Annotated in this window: 18 protein-coding genes and 1 pseudogene; 6 read left to right on the forward strand and 13 right to left on the reverse strand. The window is 60.8% G+C overall.

The features are described 5' to 3' along the window. Positions 1-19: 19 nt before the first annotated feature. From B0G77_RS27860 to B0G77_RS27890, 7 genes are all read right to left on the reverse strand, one after another. On the reverse strand, positions 20-919 hold the full coding sequence (locus B0G77_RS27860) for an IS3 family transposase (RefSeq protein WP_133663093.1): 900 nt from the start codon (positions 917-919) through the stop codon (positions 20-22). Next, the gene (locus B0G77_RS27865) at positions 916-1,305 is read right to left on the reverse strand and encodes a transposase (protein WP_133663094.1); all 390 of its coding nucleotides are present in this window, start codon (positions 1,303-1,305) and stop codon (positions 916-918) included. Before B0G77_RS27865 ends, B0G77_RS27860 begins: the two co-directional genes overlap by 4 nt. Next, entirely contained in the window at positions 1,289-1,870 is a 582-nt protein-coding gene (locus B0G77_RS27870; protein ID WP_208116508.1) for a reverse transcriptase domain-containing protein, read from the reverse strand. The genes B0G77_RS27865 and B0G77_RS27870 overlap by 17 nt, the downstream gene beginning before the upstream one ends. Before the next feature lie 689 nt (positions 1,871-2,559). Then, entirely contained in the window at positions 2,560-3,876 is a 1,317-nt protein-coding gene (gene ltrA, locus B0G77_RS27875) for a group II intron reverse transcriptase/maturase (protein WP_208116495.1), read from the reverse strand. Positions 3,877-4,572: 696 nt separating this feature from the next. After that, positions 4,573-6,105, reverse strand: coding sequence for an IS66 family transposase (locus B0G77_RS27880; protein WP_133662131.1), 1,533 nt, complete (start codon positions 6,103-6,105; stop codon positions 4,573-4,575). A gap of 63 nt (positions 6,106-6,168) precedes the next feature. Next, positions 6,169-6,504 carry an IS66 family insertion sequence element accessory protein TnpB gene (gene tnpB, locus B0G77_RS27885; protein WP_133662130.1) on the reverse strand — a complete coding sequence of 112 codons (336 nt, stop codon included), beginning with the start codon at positions 6,502-6,504 and terminating at the stop codon, positions 6,169-6,171. Beyond that, entirely contained in the window at positions 6,501-6,887 is a 387-nt protein-coding gene (locus B0G77_RS27890) for a transposase (RefSeq protein ID WP_243750967.1), read from the reverse strand. The genes tnpB and B0G77_RS27890 overlap by 4 nt, the downstream gene beginning before the upstream one ends. Before the next feature lie 49 nt (positions 6,888-6,936). Between B0G77_RS27890 and B0G77_RS27895 the strand changes: the two genes are divergently transcribed. Next, positions 6,937-7,992, forward strand: coding sequence for an IS30 family transposase (locus B0G77_RS27895; protein WP_133666901.1), 1,056 nt, complete (start codon positions 6,937-6,939; stop codon positions 7,990-7,992). Positions 7,993-8,188: 196 nt separating this feature from the next. Here the strand turns inward: B0G77_RS27895 and B0G77_RS27900 are convergent, their stop codons facing one another. After that, positions 8,189-9,874, reverse strand: a complete 1,686-nt coding sequence (locus tag B0G77_RS27900; RefSeq protein WP_133665184.1) for a hypothetical protein — start codon at positions 9,872-9,874, stop codon at positions 8,189-8,191. Then, positions 9,843-10,634 (reverse strand): hypothetical protein, encoded by a 792-nt coding sequence (locus tag B0G77_RS27905; protein WP_133665185.1) that lies wholly within the window; start codon positions 10,632-10,634, stop codon positions 9,843-9,845. The genes B0G77_RS27900 and B0G77_RS27905 overlap by 32 nt, the downstream gene beginning before the upstream one ends. 599 nt (positions 10,635-11,233) lie before the next feature. Here B0G77_RS27905 and B0G77_RS27910 point away from each other — a divergent pair. From B0G77_RS27910 to B0G77_RS27935, 4 genes and pseudogenes are all read left to right on the forward strand, one after another. Further along, positions 11,234-11,581 (forward strand): hypothetical protein, encoded by a 348-nt coding sequence (locus B0G77_RS27910; RefSeq protein ID WP_133665186.1) that lies wholly within the window; start codon positions 11,234-11,236, stop codon positions 11,579-11,581. A gap of 684 nt (positions 11,582-12,265) precedes the next feature. Next, the gene (locus tag B0G77_RS27920; RefSeq protein WP_133665187.1) at positions 12,266-12,607 is read left to right on the forward strand and encodes a zinc ribbon domain-containing protein YjdM; all 342 of its coding nucleotides are present in this window, start codon (positions 12,266-12,268) and stop codon (positions 12,605-12,607) included. 224 nt (positions 12,608-12,831) lie between these two features. Then, positions 12,832-14,679 (forward strand): annotated as a pseudogene (locus B0G77_RS27930) (carbon starvation CstA family protein); the annotation flags it as partial. A 12-nt stretch (positions 14,680-14,691) separates the two neighbouring features. Further along, the gene (locus B0G77_RS27935) at positions 14,692-14,943 is read left to right on the forward strand and encodes a YbdD/YjiX family protein (protein ID WP_133665189.1); all 252 of its coding nucleotides are present in this window, start codon (positions 14,692-14,694) and stop codon (positions 14,941-14,943) included. 171 nt (positions 14,944-15,114) lie between these two features. Here B0G77_RS27935 and B0G77_RS27940 read toward each other — a convergent pair whose 3' ends face one another. Beyond that, complete coding sequence (locus B0G77_RS27940; RefSeq protein WP_133665190.1) at positions 15,115-15,537, reverse strand: amino acid-binding protein; 423 nt, start codon at positions 15,535-15,537, stop codon at positions 15,115-15,117. A gap of 392 nt (positions 15,538-15,929) precedes the next feature. On the opposite strand from B0G77_RS27940, the gene acs reads away from it, so the two are divergent. Continuing rightward, positions 15,930-17,990: an acetate--CoA ligase gene (gene acs / locus B0G77_RS27945; RefSeq protein WP_133665191.1), complete on the forward strand. Its 2,061-nt coding sequence runs from the start codon at positions 15,930-15,932 to the stop codon at positions 17,988-17,990. Positions 17,991-18,129: 139 nt separating this feature from the next. On the opposite strand, the gene B0G77_RS27950 is transcribed toward acs, so the two are convergent. The 3 genes from B0G77_RS27950 to rpoD form a co-directional block, all read right to left on the reverse strand. Continuing rightward, positions 18,130-18,507: a hypothetical protein gene (locus B0G77_RS27950; protein WP_133665192.1), complete on the reverse strand. Its 378-nt coding sequence runs from the start codon at positions 18,505-18,507 to the stop codon at positions 18,130-18,132. 308 nt (positions 18,508-18,815) lie between these two features. Next, positions 18,816-19,283: a 3-hydroxyacyl-ACP dehydratase FabZ gene (fabZ, locus tag B0G77_RS27955; RefSeq protein ID WP_133665193.1), complete on the reverse strand. Its 468-nt coding sequence runs from the start codon at positions 19,281-19,283 to the stop codon at positions 18,816-18,818. Between the two features lie 296 nt (positions 19,284-19,579). Beyond that, positions 19,580-21,484, reverse strand: coding sequence for an RNA polymerase sigma factor RpoD (gene rpoD, locus B0G77_RS27960; RefSeq protein WP_133665194.1), 1,905 nt, complete (start codon positions 21,482-21,484; stop codon positions 19,580-19,582). Between the last annotated feature and the right edge of the window lie 159 nt (positions 21,485-21,643).

Consider the following 21,643-nt stretch of genomic DNA (forward strand, 5'->3'; position numbering starts at 1 on the left):
TTGGACACGCTTTTGCAGTTCAGGCGGCCAGTTTCATCAGCCTTTCCTGACGGGCTTCGAGGGGTGATTTGAAGCCCAGCTTTTCAAGACGCCAGTCGCGATTGTATCGATCCTTGAATGCGATGGCGGCAGCACGAACTTCCTCCAGGTTTTTGAAGATGCGCCCATGAATCGCCTGTTCCTTCATTGTCCGGTTGAACCGCTCGGCGACGCCGTTGGTCTGCGGTTCGGCGACAAAGGCGTAGCTGGGCGCGATGCCCCAGAACCGGATCTGGTCGCGGAAGTCGTCCGAGGTGTATTGCGAACCGTGATCCATGCGCAGCGACAACCCGCGCCCCGAGTCGGCGACTACCGAGCCAAACTCGGCCAGCAGCCCCTGGGAGATCGGCTCGAGGGCAGCGAAGCGGTCACCGATTTTCGCCGCATGGATGCCGGTGCACAGGCCATCGCAGTGATCAACGGCCGAGAAGATCCACACCATGCCGTCGTCCACGGTCGCGACGCGCACGCCATCGGTACCCCACATCTCATTGGGGCAGTCGGTCGTGATCCGGCCGTCGTGAAGGTTGGGTTCGCCTTTTGGCCGCCGGTGCGGCGAGAGCAGACTGTGCTCACGCATCAATCGCAACACACGGGTTCTGGAGACCCGGATGCCTCGCAAGATGCGCAGCCGTGCCCAGACCTTGCGATGACCTTCGCCGGTGAATGGCGACGCTGCCAGATCGTCGCGAATAGCCTTCAGCAGTTCGGTATCGGGCATCTTCGGCTTGGGGCCGCGACGCCCCGGGATGATCGGCACCACGTTAGCTGCCGCTCTCGCACGCACCGCGTAGATCGTCGAGCGCGGGAACTGGAGCACCTGGCAGACCCGCTGCAATCCAAAGGACTTGCCTGCACTGACGGAGATCGTGTGGCTCATGTCGACGATCTCCGGACGCTCAAAGGGCGACGGGCCTGCAACTCACGCTCCTTGCGCAGGATCTCGACTTCCATGGACAACTCGCCGACCCGTCGCACGGCGTCGTTCAGCCGCGCTTGCAGTGGATCGGTGGTGCGTGCCTTGAGGCCGGCCTCCATGCCGGCCAGCGCCAGTTCACGCCATTGCTCGAGCTCGGCGATCGTCACACCGACTTCGCGGGACACGGCGTCAACGGGTTCGCCGCGCAGCAGCCGAAGCACCACGCTACGCTTGCGGCCGGTCGACCAGCGTTTGACTTCGGCCGCGCCAGAGGCGCTTTCAGTCGCGCTACGCGCTCCTTCCTGCGCATCTGGCGCAATCGCCTTCGAATCAGCTTTCTTCAACATCAACCACTCCAGTTTGGATCACACGTTTTACCCCAAATCTGTGTCCAAAAAAAACGGAGGCGCCGCAGTATTTCCGAACATCAACGTCGAGCACCCACTGTCCACCACGATACATAACTCCCTTCCACACAGAACGCAACGCCTCGTGAGCACTGCGACCGGGTCTGAAGCCAAAGGAGCAGTCGTGAAAGTCATGTTCATAGATCGGCTCCAGAAGCATGACGATGGCACGCTGAGCCACCTTGTCTTCGAAGGAAGGAATACCGAGCCCGCGACGACCGCCGTCCGCCTTGGCGATGAAATGCCGACGGACCGGCTGCGCGCGGTAGCGGCCTGACTTGAGCCGGTCGACTAGCCCGAGAAGATTCTGCGTAAGATTCACCGCATAGTCCTCTCCAGACTGCCCATCGACGCCGACTGCACCATCCTTACGCGTACAGTCGTAGGCATACCTCACCCACTCAAAGTCGATGTTGTGATTTAACGAGGTGAACGCCATCTCGGGATTACTTCTCGCCAGCATGGCTATTCGTTCCTGTTTCGTTGACACGCTTTCAGGTTTCAAGGCACCTCCGTGTTTCCCACGAACGATTCTGCAACGACGACGCCCCCCTTTCCATCGACCGGGTCCGCCTGAGCGGCGTTCCCCGGCGTCATCAGTACTACGAGGGCGCTAAGACTTCCTGTGTCGAATACGAAGTCGCTTATGGATTCGCTTCTTCGCTCCAATCCTTCTTCTCCACGTTTTGCTCCCTGCGGCGGAGAGGTCCGCAAGGTATGGCCCGGTTTATATCGCCCCGTGCCTCAGGGCCGCACAAGATTGGTCGAACACAGGACCTCCCAGGTTCCTGGGGAATCCATCCTCGTACCTTTGCCCTGCTCTCAGACCCCGGTCGGCCTGGCGAGCCTCACCATTACGGCTCACACAGTGCAGTCCCCAGTATTTGAAAAGTGAAGACACCAACGGTTACTTCATATCGAGGCTCAATCACACGGCTTAAGTACCCGCTGCCTACGCTTCAAGTAGTGCGTTACCGCACTCGCATGCAAGGCTTGCTTCCGGCTGGTGGTTAGCCTTTGCCGGGAGGGAGTCGAACCCTCTGGATTCCAATGACTGGTTTCCGTCACATGACTTCCTCCAATCCCAGGCTTCGCCTGGCGCTATCCGAGTAGGTGAGGAGGTCGCCCCCCTCACCCCTCACAGTCCCGGACGAGCCCAATTAAGGCATCCGGTTCTTCATCGTGCAGATTCGCTCACGATTTTGCGTAGCTATGGACAATCCGAGGCTGCGGCAGCGGAAATAGTTTGAGTATTCCTGCAAAGGCAACCCATGGCAGAGAGCGTTTGTTCGACCTTCGCGATAACCACTTTCGCCAGATGCGTGCGACCTGGTACGGCAGGGTCGCCAGGCGCTCATAGTTCCCGCTGATGCCGAAGTAGGCATAGTGCCCCTTGAGCATCCGACACAGACGCCGGTGCTGATCGCGAAGCGGCCTGGTCCGCATACTACGGCAAACCTGGTTTATCGTTTTAAGCGTACGCGCGATGCGATCTTTGGCGGTTAATTGCCGCACCATGGCCCGGCCCTTCTCCGAAGTCACCCACACGTGGGTGAATCCGAGGAAGTTGAAGGTCGTGGCCAACGGCTTCTGGTCATCATCGTGGCCGAATTGCGGTTGGAAGCGGAAATCAATCATCCGGGTTTTGTCCGGATGCAATTCCAGGCCGTACTTGCCCAGTCGCTTTTCCAGCACCCGCATGACTCGTTCCGCATCGTCTTTGTGCGCGAGTATCACGACAAAGTCGTCCGCGAAACGAACCAGGGTGCTCGGACCGCGAAGGCGCGGTTGCACCTCAGCAGCAAACCATTCGTCCAGAACATAATGCAGAAACACGTTGGCGAGGCAGGGTGAAATCACCCCGCCCTGGGGGGTACCGGAATCAGGATACGTTAGCTGGCCATCGTCCAGTACGCCCGCTTTCAGCCACTTGTCGATCAATCTTCTTACCACGCCATCGGTGACTCGTCTGGCGAGAAGCTCTCTCAATTTGGCCCGATCGATGCTGTCGAAGTATTTCCGAACATCAACGTCGAGCACCCACTGTCCACCACGATACATAACTCCCTTCCACACAGAACGCAACGCCTCGTGAGCACTGCGACCGGGTCTGAAGCCAAAGGAGCAGTCGTGAAAGTCATGTTCATAGATCGGCTCCAGAAGCATGACGATGGCACGCTGAGCCACCTTGTCTTCGAAGGAAGGAATACCGAGCCCGCGACGACCGCCGTCCGCCTTGGCGATGAAATGCCGACGGACCGGCTGCGCGCGGTAGCGGCCTGACTTGAGCCGGTCGACTAGCCCGAGAAGATTCTGCGTAAGATTCACCGCATAGTCCTCTCCAGACTGCCCATCGACGCCGACTGCACCATCCTTACGCGTACAGTCGTAGGCATACCTCACCCACTCAAAGTCGATGTTGTGATTTAACGAGGTGAACGCCATCTCGGGATTACTTCTCGCCAGCATGGCTATTCGTTCCTGTTTCGTTGACACGCTTTCAGGTTTCAAGGCACCTCCGTGTTTCCCACGAACGATTCTGCAACGACGACGCCCCCCTTTCCATCGACCGGGTCCGCCTGAGCGGCGTTCCCCGGCGTCATCAGTACTACGAGGGCGCTAAGACTTCCTGTGTCGAATACGAAGTCGCTTATGGATTCGCTTCTTCGCTCCAATCCTTCTTCTCCACGTTTTGCTCCCTGCGGCGGAGAGGTCCGCAAGGTATGGCCCGGTTTATATCGCCCCGTGCCTCAGGGCCGCACAAGATTGGTCGAACACAGGACCTCCCAGGTTCCTGGGGAATCCATCCTCGTACCTTTGCCCTGCTCTCAGACCCCAGTCGGCCTGGCGAGCCTCACCATTACGGCTCACACAGTGCAGTCCCCAGTATTTGAAAAGTGAAGACACCAACGGTTACTTCATATCGAGGCTCAATCACACGGCTTAAGTACCCGCTGCCTACGCTTCAAGTAGTGCGTTACCGCACTCGCATGCAAGGCTTGCTTCCGGCTGGTGGTTAGCCTTTGCCGGGAGGGAGTCGAACCCTCTGGATTCCAATGACTGGTTTCCGTCACATGACTTCCTCCAATCCCAGGCTTCGCCTGGCGCTATCAAATCTGAAGTGCAACACCGTTTCCTATAAGGTGTTGCGATGCACGAAAGAACGTAAGCGCCCGGCAATGGCACCCTGGGGAGTGCCTACAGCGATCAGGCGGTGATTGGCGCCCAGCGATGAGGCAGTAGCTGAGCGATGTGGTCGGCGCGATGCGTTGGCAAGCGATTCAGTACGTCTTTCAGGTAGACGTATGGATCATGGCCGTTGAGCTGCGCTGATCGAATCAGGCTCATAATCGCGGCTGCACGTTGGCCCGCACGCAAAGAGCCCGCGAAGAGCCAGTTCGCCCTTCCCAGGGCCCATGGACGAATCTGATTTTCCAGCCAGTTGTTGTCGATGGGCACATGCCCATCGACCAGGTAGCGTGTAAGCGCGTCCCATCGCTTGAGGCTGTAGTCGAGTGCCCTGGCGATCGCCGATCCCTCGGAGACCAGTTTGCGCTGACCGGTCATCCAGGCATGCAATGCATCGGCAATGGGTCGCGCTCGCTCTTGGCGCTCGATACATCTTCGATCGGGCTTCAGGTCTGCAACGTCGCGCTCGACGTCGTATAGCGCGACGAAGTATTTCAGGGCCTGTTCCGCGATCTGGCTCTTGTGGTTGGCGTACAGTTCGAAGAACTTCCTCCTGGCATGTGCCGCGCAGCCGATTTCAGTGATGCCCAGCTCGAATCCGGCTTTATAGGCGCTGTAATCATCACACACCAGCTTGCCACGCCATTTGCCGAGGAACGTGCGAGCATGTTCGCCAGCACGGCTATCCGCGAATTCATAGACCACTGCGCGCACGTCGGCGAACTGCGTGGTGGCATACGCCCATACATAGGCGCGTTGCGTTTTTCCTTTACCGGGAACCAGCATTTGCACCGGCGTCTCATCGGCGTGCAGCACACCCTGTTGCAGAAGCTCGTCGCGCAGCGCGTCGACTAGCGGCTGCAACCGCACGCCGCAAACGCCAACCCACTCGCCAAGCGTTGATTGGGGAATTGCAAGACCCGCGCGTTCGAAGATGCGTTCCTGACGGTACAGCGGCAAGTGATCGCCGTATTTGGCGACCAGCACTTGCGCGAGCAAGCCGGCGGTAGGGATGCCCTTGTCGATCACATGAGGCGGAACAGGCGCCTGAATCAGCGTTTCGCACGCCTTGCAGGCCCACTTGCCGCGAATGTGCCGCTCGACCGTGAACACGCCCGGCGTATAGTCCAGCTTCTCGCTGACGTCCTCGCCGATACGCACTCGCTGGCAACCGCAGGAGCACGTCTTGTCGTCGGGTTCATGGTGGATGTCGGTGCGCGGCAAGTGCGGAGGCAGCGGTGTGCGCCTGGGCTTCTGTCGTTGCTTATCCGGTGGTGTATCCGGCTGCAACTGCTCAAGTTCGATTTCGAGTGCTGCCAGATCGGCATCGATCGCCTCATTGAGCAGACTCAGTTGCTCGGCGTTGAGCTGCTCGCTGCGCTTGCCGAAATGCAGACGCCTGAGCACGGCAATCTCGTGTGTGAGCTGGTCGATGCGCGTCTTACGGTAGCGCAGTTCCCGCTCGTTCTCGCCGACCTGAGCCATCAACTGCGCAGCCAGTGTGCGCAGTTCGTCGGGGCTCAGAGCGTCGAGGTTGGCGGGCAGGTTCATGGGGCCAGTCTGCCAGAACCCAACCCGCTGCGGCAAGCAAGCCAGTTTACGTCTTTGGGGGTATTACACGACCGTAATCGCGTGATCGTGTGTGAGCGTCTGCCACGGTAGTCCGGTCACGAGCGCTCGCAACTGCTCGGGATTGAGCGCGGTGGCGATCGCCTGGTCCCCATTCGTCCAGATGAACCGCCCCTTGTTCAGGCGACGCGCAGCCAACCAGATACCGAACCCGTCGTACACCAGTACCTTCATGCGCGTCGAATGCTTATTGGCGAACAGGTAGGCGTGGTGCGGACGTGCCGCGCCGAACACCTTGACCACACGCGCCAGGACCGTGTCGATGCCGGCGCGCATATCGATGGGCTCCGTCGCCAGCCAGATCGCCTCGATGCGGATCATCGCAGCCACCCTTGCAACCAGGCGGCGCAATCGGCTGCGGCACAAAGCGGCCAGCGCACCATGACGGTCGCCGCTCCCCGGCGCACCTCGATCTGAATCTCCGTCGAAGCGGGCACCGCGCCCGGCGCCTGCAGTTGCAGCGGAACGAACTCCGCCGGCGGCACGCTCATCGACTGGCGCGCCTCACGTGCGAGGTCCTGTTCCTCCTGTGCAGCCACCCATCGGCGCAACAAATTCGCATTCAACTGGTAATGCAGCGCGACCGCAGCGATTGACACATTCGGCTGCATCGCCGCACGAATCACCTTCTCCTTGAACTCCTTGCTGTGCCGACGGCGCCGCCTCGGCTGCACCACTTCAGAACCCACTTCATTTTCGTTCATAGCGTACACGTGTCCATTAAAAAAATAGGTGGACACGATCGTCGCTTTCATGACCCGCCGGTTCAAGGTGACATGGCCGGGCGCTTACGAAAGAACTCAGTACCAGCAACTTCAACCTGAAGAGCGTTTGACCATTGCAAGCCTGCATCTGCAGGGTTCGAGTATCCGGGCCATGGCCCGGATACTCGGGCGCTCGCCGGCCACCGTTAGCCGTGAACTGACGCGAAACAGCTCTCCCTCAGGTTACGCATCGGTGCCGGCTGAAGCACTCTGCGCCGCACGACGCAGCGCGGGCCGGCGCCCTACAAAGCTTTGCCTGCAAAGCGTCTGCTGGCGTATCGTTCTCACCCTGCTCCAGTGGAAATGGTCACCCCAGCAGATATCGGGCACACTCAAGCGTATGTATCCGAGCGACCCGACCCAGCAGGTTTCGCACGAATCCATCTACACAGCCATCTACGCCCAGCCGCGCGGCGAACTGCGCCGTCAGCTCATTGCGTGCCTGCGCCATGGCCACAGCACGCGCATGCCGCGTACACGGGGCACAGACCGGCGCGGACAGATTCCCGACATGGTCAGTATTCATGTGCGGCCGCCCGAAATCGAGGACCGGCTGCTGCCTGGACACTGGGAAGGGGACTTCATCAAGGGGGCCGGCAACCAGTCCTCGGTAGGCGTGCTGGTCGAACGGACCAGCCGTCTGGTGCTCCTTGCAAAAATGGAAGACGCCACCGCCGCTTCCGCGCTGGCGGGCTTCTCCGCCAAACTCAATTCGATTGTCGCGCCACTGCGGCAGAGCTTCACCTACGACCAGGGCAAAGAAATGTCGCGCCATAAAGAGCTCGCTGCCGCAACCGGCGTGAAGGTGTACTTCTGCGACCCGCACAGTCCCTGGCAACGCGGCACTTGCGAAAACACCAACGGGCTGCTGCGCCAGTATCTGCCCAAAGGCACCGACCTTTCGGTCTACAGTCAGGACGAACTCGACGCCATCGCCGACAGTCTGAATAGCCGGCCTCGTGCAACTCACAACTTCCATTCACCATTCGAGGTCTTCGCCGCGGCCCTTGCATCAGCAAGTCAACCTCAAGGCTCTAAACATTAATCCCGCTGTTGCGCTTCACCCTTGAAACCGTCCGGGTTAAATCGGCAGCGCAATGAGCGTTTGTTAAAGCCGTTGGCTCGGACAAACACTCTCCACACCTCGGTCCAATTCACCACAGGGGCGGCGCCGGCGGGAGTTACCCGTCGACGCCTGCCTGTGCCGCAAGACTGCTGCGGTATTCGCTTTCCACCAACCGTTAGCGCGAGATCGCTACCACCCGTGCGTTGGCACCGGTGGTCTGAAGCAGCGTGCGATCGGTGAACGTGCCTTCGAGTAACTTCTCCACCTCCGCTCCCACTTCGTCCAGCCAGTCGCGAAACGCGTTTGCCTGCGCATCGCTGCGATAGAACGCGCCTTCACCAACGATTGCCACCAGCCGGCCACCCTCCGCCAGAAGTGAATAGGCGTGCCGCACGTGCTTGATATCGCAGCCGCCAGAGAACGGCGGATTCATCACGATTGCGTCGACCGTGTCGGTGAATTCGAGGAAATCCCAGCCGATGACCCTGTACTGCTTTGCCTCGAGAACAGCCCTCAACTGATGGGAGATCTCGATGACGTCAGGTTCGTACCCGGCTGCCCGAAGTGCGTCCGCGATGTTTCCGTTTCCGGCGGACGGTTCAAGCACACGCATGCCAGGCCGCAGGTTTGCCATCTCGACGAGACGCGCGCAGAGCGACTTGGGGGTCGGGAAGTAGTCTACGCCGACCTTCTTTCCGACCAGCGCGCGTTCGAGTTCAGTGGCCTTGTCTGCGCGATCGCGTTCCTGCCGAAACTGCAGAAACTCGCGCCACGCTGCGCGGAACTGCTCGGGAGTGGTAAGCCCCATCCTCTCAAGACTCTTGCGGCGATCCTGTGCTTCTGGCCACCAGCCTGGCAGCAGCCCGTCGTCCCGACCGAGCTTCACAACGATAGCCCGGGCAAGCTCGTCGGGAATTGTCACGTTGTCACCTGACCGTTCCGCCTTTTCCAGATACGGCTTGAGCTTCGCGGCGATCCGCATCAGACCCGGCTTCTGCTTCGTTCCGTCAATCAGGCGTGACAGCTCGGACGCGTGCGCACTGAACTTCGGGTACTCGACGTACTCGATGGTGGCCAGCGTCGCCGCCTCACCCTTTCGGCTTTGCTGCTGGGCGTAGCCGTTGGACGTCTTTGCGACTTCCCGATATTTGGCGTCGGTGATGACCTTCTCGAACATCATCACCTGGGCCTTGTCAGTCAACTGGTCGAGGTGCGTGGCCGAACCGCTGCCGATCGCATCGGCAAGACTGAGCATCGTCTTCGCCAACGCAATGTCCTTACGGGCTTCTTCCTGTGCGGACGAAGCCTGCAGGGCACGCTTGGGGGTGTTGGTCAGACGGTCACGATTGAGCTGCGATTCGCCAGCCTCTTGCGTGCGAATCGCCAGATTCCTCAGCTTTTCTGCCGCCGAAGATTCCGTTACTGCGACACGCTCAGCCTGCGCTTCCGCGGTACCGACCGTCTCGCCACGACCGACCGCCGGCAACTTCTCGGCGGCCTCACGCGTCTTGAACTGGAAGCCGGGAACCGCGCCGTCACGGTTGTACCGCGAGTAGTAGCCGCCCAAGCGCTTTGTTGCCGCCGTCAGCTTGTCGAACTCCGACCGCTCTACCCGCTCGCCAAGCTTGACAACAAACAGATCGTGGCCATCACGCGTGTGCTTTGTCTCGACGATAAGCATGTCGGTCGACAATTCCACGCCGCTGACGGACGCACGCTCCGCCTTGCGCCCCTGGTCGTCGCTACGCAGCTTCCCAGCGACGAGTTCGTCGCGTCGAGCGCGCATCTCCTCGGTCAAGGCGGCCTCGCCCTTCACACGGATGAAGGTTTCAAACTCCTCCAGTGTTTCCGGGCTCTTCACCGGCCTTCACGTAAGCCTTGACCTCCTCGAGGTACTTTGCCCGTTCGGCCTTGCGGGCCTCCCGGTAAGCGACAAGCTGTTCTGCAGTCAGACACGCGAGCTTGCGGCGGATCTCATTGCATCGGTCGGCATATCGGTAGCCCTGAATTGACAGCATCCCGTTCGTCACGGTCAGGAACCCATATGCGGTGATCATCGCATTCACCACGTTGTCGATCACTGCCTGCTTGCGCTTGTCGTGGACGAAACCGCTTGCCACTTTCTTCAGCAGATCGGCAACCTTGAACTTGCTGAGCGCCGCCTTGATGGATACGACGTCCCGCAACAACCGTTCGAACGAGCTACGCACCTCATCGGGCGAAACAGGCGTTTCGCCGTCCCGGATACGTGCAAACAGGCTGTCGTGCTCCTCGAGTGTCATCTCGCCGGCCGGCAGCAGGATTTCAGTTGTGCGAGGCTGATCTGGCAAACTGTCGTGTGCTGGCGGCAGGATGGGCGGCGACACGGACGCGGAGGCAGTCTGGGCGGAATGTGCAGCGACACAGGTCGTGACAACCTGGGTCGTGTCTGCCTGCTCTTGTGCCTGGATGGGTCCCACGGAGATTTCAATGGGCGGCGCCGGCTGGGTAGCCACGGGCGGTGCAACATCACTTGTGACAGCGACGGTGTGGATCGCAGGTCGCTGGGCTTCAGGACTTGCGGATTGCGCCGGATGCAGAGCACCCGGCTCAGCGAAACCAAAAAGGTCGAGCTGGTTCATATGGACTCCATCTTTAGGGATGGAGCTTGCCCCTTACGGGAGCAAGCCCCGTAAGGGTCGACGCCGGCCTAGCCGGCGCTATAACGCGACCGCTGCCGGTCGCGTTCATTCAGATAGCCCTTGCGGGGCCAATTACACGGTTTCGCTTCCCGGCCTGAAGTACGTCCAGGCATATGTACTCGCGACACACAGACACTCGACCGCGAGCGAGGCTGCTGCGAGCTCGACGGAGCATTTGTGCATAAAATCAAGCACCGATGTCGCAAAGTGCCACATGCCGTTCCTCGACTCGGACGTGCCGGCTCCGCAAAATGAGATATCGGACTGTAGGTGGTTTACTGCCGAAGAACTGGAAACTCTCATCACCAGCGTAGCGACGAGGAGCATACTCCAGTGCCTATGGTCGGCGCGTCGAAAGTAGTCGCGTGTTACCGCCGTGGAGAGTCCGGTGAACGAGGGTCAAGCTGGACGGAAAACGTCACCTGACTGTCTCGGTATCTCGCGAATAGTCAACCTGGACGGCAATGTTCTTCGCGTACGCCTTGATGTTCGCGGGGTGCGCTTGGGTCAGCTGGCGCGGTCAACCTGGAAGGAGATTGATGACAGAGCCTCGCACACTGACTCGGGAGCAGATGGCAGCATTGCTGTGTTATCTCGCCACCGCTGAGCTAGCGGTATTTGCTCTGCAAGGCACGTGGCTTACCGAGACAAGGCTCGTGGAATCGGCACGACTATGGCTTGCGCGCAATCAGTTGACAATCGGCGGGGACGACCGCATCGCGGTAGCGCAACGTGCGCACGACATTGCGGCGGACGTCGTCGCACTCGATAATGTCGACAGCCATCATCCCAATGCGATTGTTTGCCGACTCGATGACGGTCAACTTAGACGACGCGCTCGTCGCGAAAATCTGGCACAGATGCCTCGACGCGACCCGAGTTTATGAAGGATGTCGTGGCGGCTAACGAATCATTTTTTTGCCGGTCACAAAGCTGTCGTGAAGGCAGTCAGCCACGGTGGAGTTGCTGAGAGAGTTGCCGTCTCGAGCATCTTGTCCAACCCGGTGAGGGCAAGTATGCCGAACGCGGCGAAAAATGCTCCGAAGACGGCCTTCCCGACCCTCGCCGCAGAAACATGTCCACCGAGCCGCCTTGCCATCGACGCTCACGAAGGCGCACCCAATATTGCCAGTGGAAGACCGGCACCCACACCAAACACAATCATCAGCAGAGCGACATCGCCCAGCAGTCAATAGGCTTGAGACCACTGCAGGCTACGCGAAGACCGACCTATCGCGGCTGCGCACGTTCGTCGACGCGACGTTTCCGGAACAGGCACAAGGCGAGCGCTCTTTGCCGACACCGTAGACATGCGCTCTGAAAACGGACACGGCTTCGCACGTGCGGCGATGGCCCTGGTGCCGTATTCCCCTACTATTTAACAGCCACGCACCGGCTTGTCCCCTCCCTGTCCCGGGAGAGTGTGCGGCTTGCGGCACATGTCGGCCGCTGTCGTTGTGCAGGAAACGCACGTCCCGGAGAGACGCGGGTCATGTGATGTTCACGCCAGCAACCGGTTTCCGGGCAGGTATACTGCCGATCTTCAAACACCGGTACTCTGGAAGGAACCCATGTCGAACGTGCCAGCCTGCCCGCAATGCGCGATGGAAAACACGTACCCGGACGGCGACAACTATATCTGCGCCGACTGCGGCCACGAATGGCCCATTGCGGCAAACGAGTCTGACGACAATGACACGAACACCGTCGTCAAGGATGCCAACGGCAATGTCCTCGCCGATGGTGATTCGGTCGTGCTCATCAAGGATCTGAAAGTGAAGGGCTCGTCGATCACGCTGAAAATGGGCACGAAGATCAAGAGCATCCGCCTCGTCGGCGGTGATCACGAAGTTGACTGCAAGATGGACGCCGGGAGCTTTATGCTCAAGGCCTGTTATCTGAAGAAAATCTGAAAAGCCGGCGTGGCGCCCATGCGAGCACCGTCCGGTTGCCACGTTGAAGTCCTTCGGTTGCTGGCCACAACAGCGCCACAGGACAGCACCCGAGAACGCATTTCAGGCCTTCTTCAGGATATCTACAGTCTTCCTGACATCGTCCAGAGAGTCCACCGCAACGTAGACGACAAACTGTGAGCCGATCACGACGGCAGAGAACCCGCGCAAGCGATACCCGCCAGACTCCCGCCGAGCGTCACAACGACGGCATGGACTATGTGCCGACTAACCGTTGGGTGCTGTTCGGCCATCACTTCGCCGCGATCGCCGGCGCCGGTCCGTTGGTCGGCCCCGTGCTGGCGGCACAGATGGGCTATTTGCCCGGCACGCTGTGGATACTCGCGGGCGTCGTCATCGCCGGCGCGGTGCAGGACTTCGTCGTGCTGTTCGCGTCGGTGCGGCGCGACGGCAAGTCCCTCGGCGAGATGATCAAGATCGAACTGGGTCCGGTGCCCGGCTCGCTGGCGCTGGTCGGCGTGCTCGCGATCATGATCATCATTCTGGCCGTCCTGAGTCTGGTGGTCGTCAAGGCGCTGACCGCGAGCCCGTGGGGTCTCTTCACCATTGCGGCAACCATCCCGATCGCGCTGCTCATGGGCGTCTACATGCGGATCGTTCGCCCAGGGCGCGTCGGAGAGGCGTCGGCGCTTGGCGTCGTGCTGCTGCTCGCCGCACTCATCATCGGCAAGACGGTGGCAAGCGATCCGACGTGGGGGCCGGCGTTCACGTTGAGCGGCCCGCAACTGGCATGGGCCCTCATCCTGTACGGCGCCGTGGCGTCCAGTCTGCCGGTGTGGCTGATGCTCGCGCCGCGCGACTATCTGAGTACCTTCCTCAAGATCGGCACGGTCGTCGCGCTGGCAATCGGCATCTATGTGGTCGCGCCGACGCTCTCGATGCCACAGACCACGCGCTTCATCGACGGCACCGGGCCCGTCTTCTCGGGCAAGCTCTTCCCGTTCCTGTTCATCACTATTGCCTGCGGCGCCGTATCGGGCTTCCATGCGCTGATTTCCTCGGGTACCACGCCGAAGATGATCGAGCGCGAATCGCATATGCGACTGATCGGATTCGGCGGCATGCTGGCCGAGTCCTTCGTCGCGGTGATGGCAATGACGGCCGCCTGCGTGCTGCAGCCGGGCATCTACTTCGCGATGAATGCGCCGGCCGCGGCCATCGGCACGACGGCGGCCCACGCGGCACAGGTCATATCCGGCTGGGGATTCATGATCACGCCCGATATGATCAACCAGACCGCCGCCAATATCGGTGAAACCACGATCCTGTCGCGCGCCGGCGGTGCGCCCACGCTCGCAGTGGGCATGGCGCAGATCCTCGCGCAGGTGGTCGGCGGTACTGCGATGCAGGCGTTCTGGTATCACTTCGCGATCCTGTTCGAGGCGCTCTTCATTCTCACCGCAGTGGATGCGGGCACGCGTGTCGGCCGCTTCATGATCCAGGACATGCTGGGCCACGTATACCAGCCACTCGGCAATACTCAGCTGTTGCCTGCGAATCTGCTCGGCACCGGGCTGTGCGTCGCGGCGTGGGGCTACTTCCTCTATCAGGGTGTCGTCGACCCGCTGGGCGGCATCAACACCCTGTGGCAGTTGTTCGGCGTCGGCAACCAGATGCTCGCCGGCATTGCGCTGCTGCTATGCACCAGTGTGCTGATGAAGATGAAGCGGGAGCGCTACGTGTTGGTGAAGCTGCTACCAACGGCGTGGCTGGTGACCACACTGGCTGCCGGGCTGCAGAAGATCTTCAGCAGCGATCCGCGCATCGGCTTCCTTGCGCTCGCGAACAGGTTCAGCGCCGCGGCCGCGCAGGGCACGGTGCTGGCCCCAGCAAAATCGATTGTGGAAATGCAGCGGGTCGCGTTCAACAACTATCTGGACGCGGCGGTCTGCGGCATCTTTGTCCTGCTGGTTGTGGCGATGTGCATCTTCGCGATCAGGATGTGCCGGCAGGCGCTGCATCAGGTCCAGCCTACTGCGCACGAGACGCCCGCTGTTGCGCGCGCGGCTTGAGGAGGACTCACCATGAGAATGATCTTCGGGGCAAATCCGCCGACGGGTGGCGAGCCTGCCGCAAATGCGCCAGGCACACGCCTCCCGGGCATGACGCGGGCAATGCGCAAGGCCTACCTGCAGCTGTTCGGGATTCCGGACTACGAACGCTATGTCGAGCACATGGCATCGCATCACCCGGACGAACCGTTACTGTCGCGACGCGAGTTCTGCGCGAAAGCAATCGACCGGAAATACGCGCACAACGGGCCGCGGTGCTGCTAGCGGTCCGCCGTACCCGCCAGCGGACTCGTTCGTCCGTCGTGCGGTCGTTCAGCGGAGGAAACGACCGCCGGAGTGTTTCGACGGGGAGCGCGGCCACTGTCGTGACGACATTCCTCAGCGCGCCAGGGGCGTGTTCACCTGTTCGCGACAGTCACCGCCTGACGCGGTGCGTCAAGCCCTCTGCAGGATGTCCATCGCCTGATTGGCATCCTCCAGCGAGTCGACCGCGAGATAGGCAATGAACTGGGAGCCGAGTACAGCGGCCGACACACCGCGGAGGTTGATTTCCCCGTCTGCCAGCTTCTGGGTCAATTCCGCGACGATCCCCAACTGGTCCAGCCCCATCACACGGACGGAGTGAAGGCTCGGGGTGACGTTGAACCCCACCTGTGTGGCGGCACGGATCTCCGCGTCCCCCTGCAGCGGTGCGACAAACACGACCCCCTTGCCTGGTGCTTCCGGCGTGCGTCGCGCAACGACGAACTGCAAGTCTGCCCCAGCATCCCGCAGGGCGCTTAATACTGTCGCGAGCCCGCCCGGTTTGTCCTCGACGGTGGCTGCCCAGACATCGACCCGTTCCACGATCAGTTCCATGGCAGCCCCTCCCGCCTGTTACGTCTCAATGAAGAAAATCTACTTCACGAGCGACCGGCGGGCAAGGTCAGCGTGATCGACACGCGGATATTGCGTCCCGTCGATTAACCTTAACCGAACCTGCACGTAAAAAGCGGGCCGCGCGTAATCGGGTATGTTGACTCCGCGGACGGCGGAATACGCGGATGGTTGACGGAGGGTATCTTGATGACGGTCCGCCGAGGAAGTCGATCGCTCACCCGCCTGACTTGGTAACACACCCGGCCTGGACTTAAATGGGTTTACGCAGTGCGTCATCTGAGCTGTTGCCCTGAATGGCAACAGATAACATCCTGTCGCGCCGTTTGGCAGTGTCGTGCCCGGAAGGGCCCCGGAATCGAGGAGGAGCCGTCATGTCGCGCAACAAGTCACCGCGCCACGCTACCACCGAGCAACAGACGGTCGACGTCTCCGAGGCGCAGATCGCCGTGCACTGGCCGGAGGAAGACTATTTCCCGCCGCCGACTCCATTCGTTGCGCAGGCCAATCTGGCAGATCCAGGTGTGTTCGAACGCTTTTCCCTCGAACGGTTTCCCGAGTACTTCAAGGAGTTCGCGGACCTTCTGGACTGGTACAAATACTGGGAGACGACGTTCGACGCCAGCCATCCCCCGTTCTGGCGCTGGTTCGTCGGCGGCAGGATCAACGCGTGTTACAACTGTGTGGATCGCCACCTCCCCGGCTACAGGAACAAGACGGCGATCCATTTCGTGCCCGAGCCGGAGAGTGAGGCGGTACAGCACCTCACCTACCAGGAGCTTTTCGTACGCGTCAACGAGTTTGCGGCCCTGCTGCGCGATTTCGGCGGTCTGAAGGCGGGCGACCGTGTGACCCTGCATATGCCGATGGTAGCGGAGCTCCCTATCACCATGCTCGCATGCGCCCGGCTCGGCGTGATTCACTCGCAGGTCTTCAGCGGATTCAGTGGAAAGGCGTGCGGCGATCGGGTCTCGGATTCCGGGAGCCGCCTGTTGATCACGATGGACGCCTATTACCGCGCCGGTGAGCTCCTTGATCACAAGGAGAAGGCTGACGCTGCAGTCATGGAGGCCGCCAGCACCGGTCATCAGGTCGACAAGGTTCTGATCTGGCAGCGCTACCCGGGCAGGCACTCGAGTCCCACGAAGCTCGTGGATGGACGCGACGTCATCATCAACGACGTCCTTGGGAGATTTCGTGGCAAACGGGTCGAGCCCGTGCAGATGCCGGCCGAGGCGCCGCTTTTCCTCATGTACACAAGCGGCACCACAGGGCGGCCCAAAGGCTGCCAGCACTCCACCGGTGGCTACCTTGCCTACGTCACGTGGACGTCAAAGTACATCCAGGACATCCATCCCGAAGACGTTTACTGGTGCATGGCCGACATCGGCTGGATCACCGGCCACTCCTACATCGTCTACGGCCCGCTCGCGCTCGCCGCTTCCTCGGTTATGTACGAAGGTGTGCCGGCGTATCCGGACGCGGGGCGGCCGTGGCGTATCGCTGAAAACCTCGGGGTCAACACCTTTCACACGTCGCCCACGGCAATCCGCGCGCTACGACGCAACGGACCTGACGAACCCGCGAAATACAACTACCGTTTCAAACACATGACGACCGTTGGTGAGCCTATCGAGCCCGAAGTGTGGAAGTGGTACCACGCTGTGGTCGGCAAGGGCGAGGCGGTCATCGTGGACACCTGGTGGCAGACCGAAAACGGCGGATTCCTTTGCAGCACGGTGCCGGCGATCCACAAGATGAAGCCCGGCAGCACGGGCCCCGCTATTCCAGGCATTCATCCGGTGATCTACGACGACGAGGGAAAAGAGCTGCCGGGCGGTTCGGGCAAGGCCGGCAACATCTGCATCCGCAACCCCTGGCCCGGATCCTTCCAGACCATCTGGAAGGATCCGGATCGCTACGTCAGCCAGTACTACGCGCGCTATTGCAAGGATCCCGGGAGTAAAGACTGGCGCGACTGGCCGTATATGGCTGGTGATGGCGCGGTGCAGGCACTGGACGGTTACTATCGGATCCTCGGCCGCATTGACGACGTGATCAATGTTGCCGGCCATCGCCTCGGCACCAAGGAAATCGAGTCGGCAGCTCTTCTCGTGTCCGAGGTTGTCGAGGCAGCAGTGGTACCGGTCGCCGACCCGATAAAGGGCAAGGTGCCTGACCTCTATGTTTCATTGAAACCGGGACTCGCGCCCTCCGTGAAGCTTGCGGATAAAGTCACGGCATCGGTGGTTTCCCAGATCGGCGCAATCGCGCGGCCGCGCCGTGTCGTCATCGTGCCCGATATGCCCAAGACGCGCTCGGGAAAAATCATGCGCCGTGTGCTCGCGGCAATTTCCAGTCATCAGGATCCTGGCGACGTATCCACCCTTGCCAATCCGGAGATTGTTGAACAGATCAAGGAACTCGCCCGGTAGCCCAAAGGCGCGCATCGGACAATCGCCCCAATATATCAATCTGTCGTCGGCGGCCCTGGCAAGGAGACGTTAATACCAGCGCGAATATGCCGCCAGCGTGCCAGCTCTTCTAGCACGCTGGCACGCGACCGCCCGGATGTCACCTCCAGCCCGACCTGCCGCCATTCTCTCGCGCAGCGTCCCAGAACTGTTCTGCGCAATGGGTCTCAACACTTGGCGTGATCGGCACCCGGTAGGTATTGTGCAGGAGCAGCAGGAACGCGAGACCGTAACCTCGTCGCCGGAGGGGCTCTGGTACCACAAGCCGATAGATGTACAGATGATCTCGGAGTGGCGACAGACCGTAAGTCGCTTTCCCCACCTTTTCACCTGCGACGTCGCAGATGATGGTTTCCCAAACCGGATTGGGCAACGTTGGCGATCCGGGATCAATCGTCGTGGTCCTGACACTGATCCTGGGCAGACCGCGAATTTTTCGTCGCAAGAACAAAGTGCGCAGAAAGTCGATCATTTTCATGTGATGTCTGCGGCACACCGAGGGTAACAACGATTCGTGTTGCTGGATTTCACCCGAACACGATTGGTTCAAAGCCGTCAAGCCATATGACCAGTATCGCAGGACACATTACGTAAAGAAATCAGTACCGGATAAATCGTCGACAGGATAAGGATGACGGCGTGGAGGGGATTTCCTACCGGAGGGCTATTCGGAACGCGCTCCCACTGCCGAACGGGACGTGCCAGGTCACGATGGATCCTGCTCGTGCGCTTCCGGTCCATTGCGTTATTTGTTATCTGGATGCCGGGTCAGCATCCGAGGGTACCTTACCGGCCGTCCCCATCCGTGTGTCTGACCGTGCAGATCAGACCGGCCTCTGCCACGACCACGCCATCCACTTCGGCGCGAGCCTTGAACTTCCAGATACCGCGCATATGCCGCTCGAACGTCGCGTTCAGGATCAGTTGATCTCCAGGTTCCACCACGTGCCTGAAGCGCGCGTTGTCGATGCCGACGAACAGGTACAGGGTGCTGGCCGGATCATGTGGTTCTTCCGAGAAGGTCAACAGTGCAGCCGTCTGCGCGAGCGCTTCCAGAATCAGCACGCCCGGCATCACCGGACGACTCGGGAAGTGACCCGTGAAGTACGGTTCATTGACCGATACGTTCTTCAGCGCCCTGATGCGCTTGTGCGGCTCGAGTTCGAGTACCCGATCGACCAGCAGGATCGGATAGCGATGCGGCAGCAGCGTGAGAATCCTGTGAATGTCGAGATTGATTTTTTCAGTGCTCATGGTGTTTCTGTTCACGCGTTGACCGCGCGCTGATCACTCCGGATGCTGGTGCAGGTGGGTAGGTATAACGCATGCTGCCACTGGTTCCGTCACCCGGCGGCAGCATGCGACCCTTCTGGTCTGATGCTCGCTCGCACCTTACCCGGTGCTCACGCCTTGTCGCCCGAGGCATCGGCAGCCGCCGCGCCGAATGCCTTGAAACGGCCGCACTGTCTGTCGAGATTGCACATCAACGCGGCGCTTCGTTTCTCATCCGGTGTACCCGGCCCCGCCGGACCGTGTATCGCCTCCGGTTTCTACTCGTCGTCGCCCAGGAACGACTTCAATCGCCCGGACCGGGCCGGGTGCCGCAGCTTGCGCAGTGCCTTGGCTTCAATCTGTCGGATCCGTTCGCGCGTCAGCTCAAACTGCACTCCGAGTTCCTCCAGAGTGTGATCGTTGCCGCTATCGATACCGAAACGCAGGCGCAGAATCTTCGCTTCGCGCGGCGTCAACGTCGTGAGCGCCTCGCTGACGGCATCCCGCATGCTGGCCTGGAGCGCGGCGTCGTCGGGCAAAATCGCCGCGGGGTCCTCGATCAGGTCGCCTACCGACGTATCGTCGTTTTCCCCGACGGACGCATCCAGGGAAACCGGCTCCCTGACGATCCGCAGCATTGCCCGAACCTTGTTTTCCTGCATCTCCATCCGCTCCGCCAGCACGGCGGCGTCGGGTTCCCGTCCGGTTTCCTGCAGGATCTGGCGCGACATCCGTTTCAGTTTGTTGATCGACTCGATCATATGGACAGGGACCCGGATGGTGCGCGCCTGATCGGCGACCGACCGGGTGATGGCCTGCCGGATCCACCAGGTCGCGTAGGTAGAGAACTTGTACCCACGACGGTATTCAAACTTGTCAACGGCGCGCATCAGGCCGATATTGCCTTCCTGTATCAGATCGAGAAACAGCAGGCCGCGGTTCACGTACCGCTTCGCGATCGAGATCACCAGCCGCAGATTCGCTTCGATCATTTCGCCTTTCGCGCGCAGCGTTTTCGCTTCACTTGCGGCCATCGCGCGGCAGACGTCCCTGAAATCGTCGAGCGGCAGCGCGACCCGCTTTTGCAGGACGAGCAACTTTTCCTGCTCCAGCCAGATCGCGGGGAGGTTTCGCTCCAGCACGCCACTGAACGGGCACCCTGCCGCGACGAGTTGCTGTAGCCACGCCGGGCTGGTCTCGTTGCCCCGGAAATGCGCGATAAACGTGTCGCGAGGCACATCACACCGGTCAACCGCGATCCGGGCGATTTCGCGCTCGATGGTTCGTACCTCATTGGCGGATACCCGCAACGCGCCGCACAAACGGTCGATCGTGCGGGCCGTGAAGCGGATCGTCATCAGTTCGGTCTCGATCGCCGCCTGTGCCGTGCGATAGCAGTCGGATCCGTAACCCTCCGTCTCGTATGCGTCGAGCAATTTCTCGAACCACCCGGCTACCGTCGCAAACTTCTCCAGCGCCTCACGCTTCAGAGTCTCGCTGTGCAGATTGGCCGACGCGGCTTCAGCACCGTCATCATCTTCGTCGCCCTGAACCTCGCCGGGGACCTGATCGCCGTCGACGCTTTCCTCCGCGACGGCAACAATGTCATCCGTCTGCACCGCAGCCGGATCGATCATCCCATCGACAAACTCTTCGATCGGGGTTGCGCCGCTGGCAACAGCGTTAGCGATCGCCAGTAGATCCGCGATCGTTGTCGGGCACGAAGATATGGCCCGGATCATGTCGTTGCGGCCCTCTTCGATGCGTCGCGCAAGTGCAACCTCACCCTGGCGGGTGAGGAGTTCAGTGGCACCCATCTCTCGCATGTACATGCGCACGGGATCGGTGGTGCGGCCGAACTCGGCGTCCACGCTCGAGATGGCTGCCACGGCCTCTTCCTCAACCTGCTCATCGGACGAACCCGCGACCGCATGATCGTGCATCACCATGGACTCGACGTCCGGTGCCTGCTCGAACACGGCGATGCCCATGTCGCTGAAAGCTCTGATCACGTTTTCGATCGCATCAGGTTGCGCCAGGCGCTCAGGCAGGCAGTCGCTAATTTCCCCACGAATGACGAAACCGCGCTCATTTCCCAGCTTGATCAGCGCCCTCAGGTCCGCGCGGCTACTTTCGTTTTCTCCAGCGGACTCATCCGGTAGCGCTGCAGTGGCGTCGTTCACACGTGAGTCTGCTTTCGTCCGGCGTGGAGCGGTCCCCGGTGGAACTGCTCCAACCGCGGACCCGGTGTCTCGCGCTCCGTCCCGCGTCGCCGGGTCCGCTGGTCGCGGTGTCCCCGCGACCGCCGCGCGTGCGCGATCCGTACCGCCTCTGCCTGCGTG

This window comes from Paraburkholderia sp. BL10I2N1 (genome assembly GCF_004361815.1).
Taxonomy (GTDB): Bacteria; Pseudomonadota; Gammaproteobacteria; order Burkholderiales; family Burkholderiaceae; genus Paraburkholderia.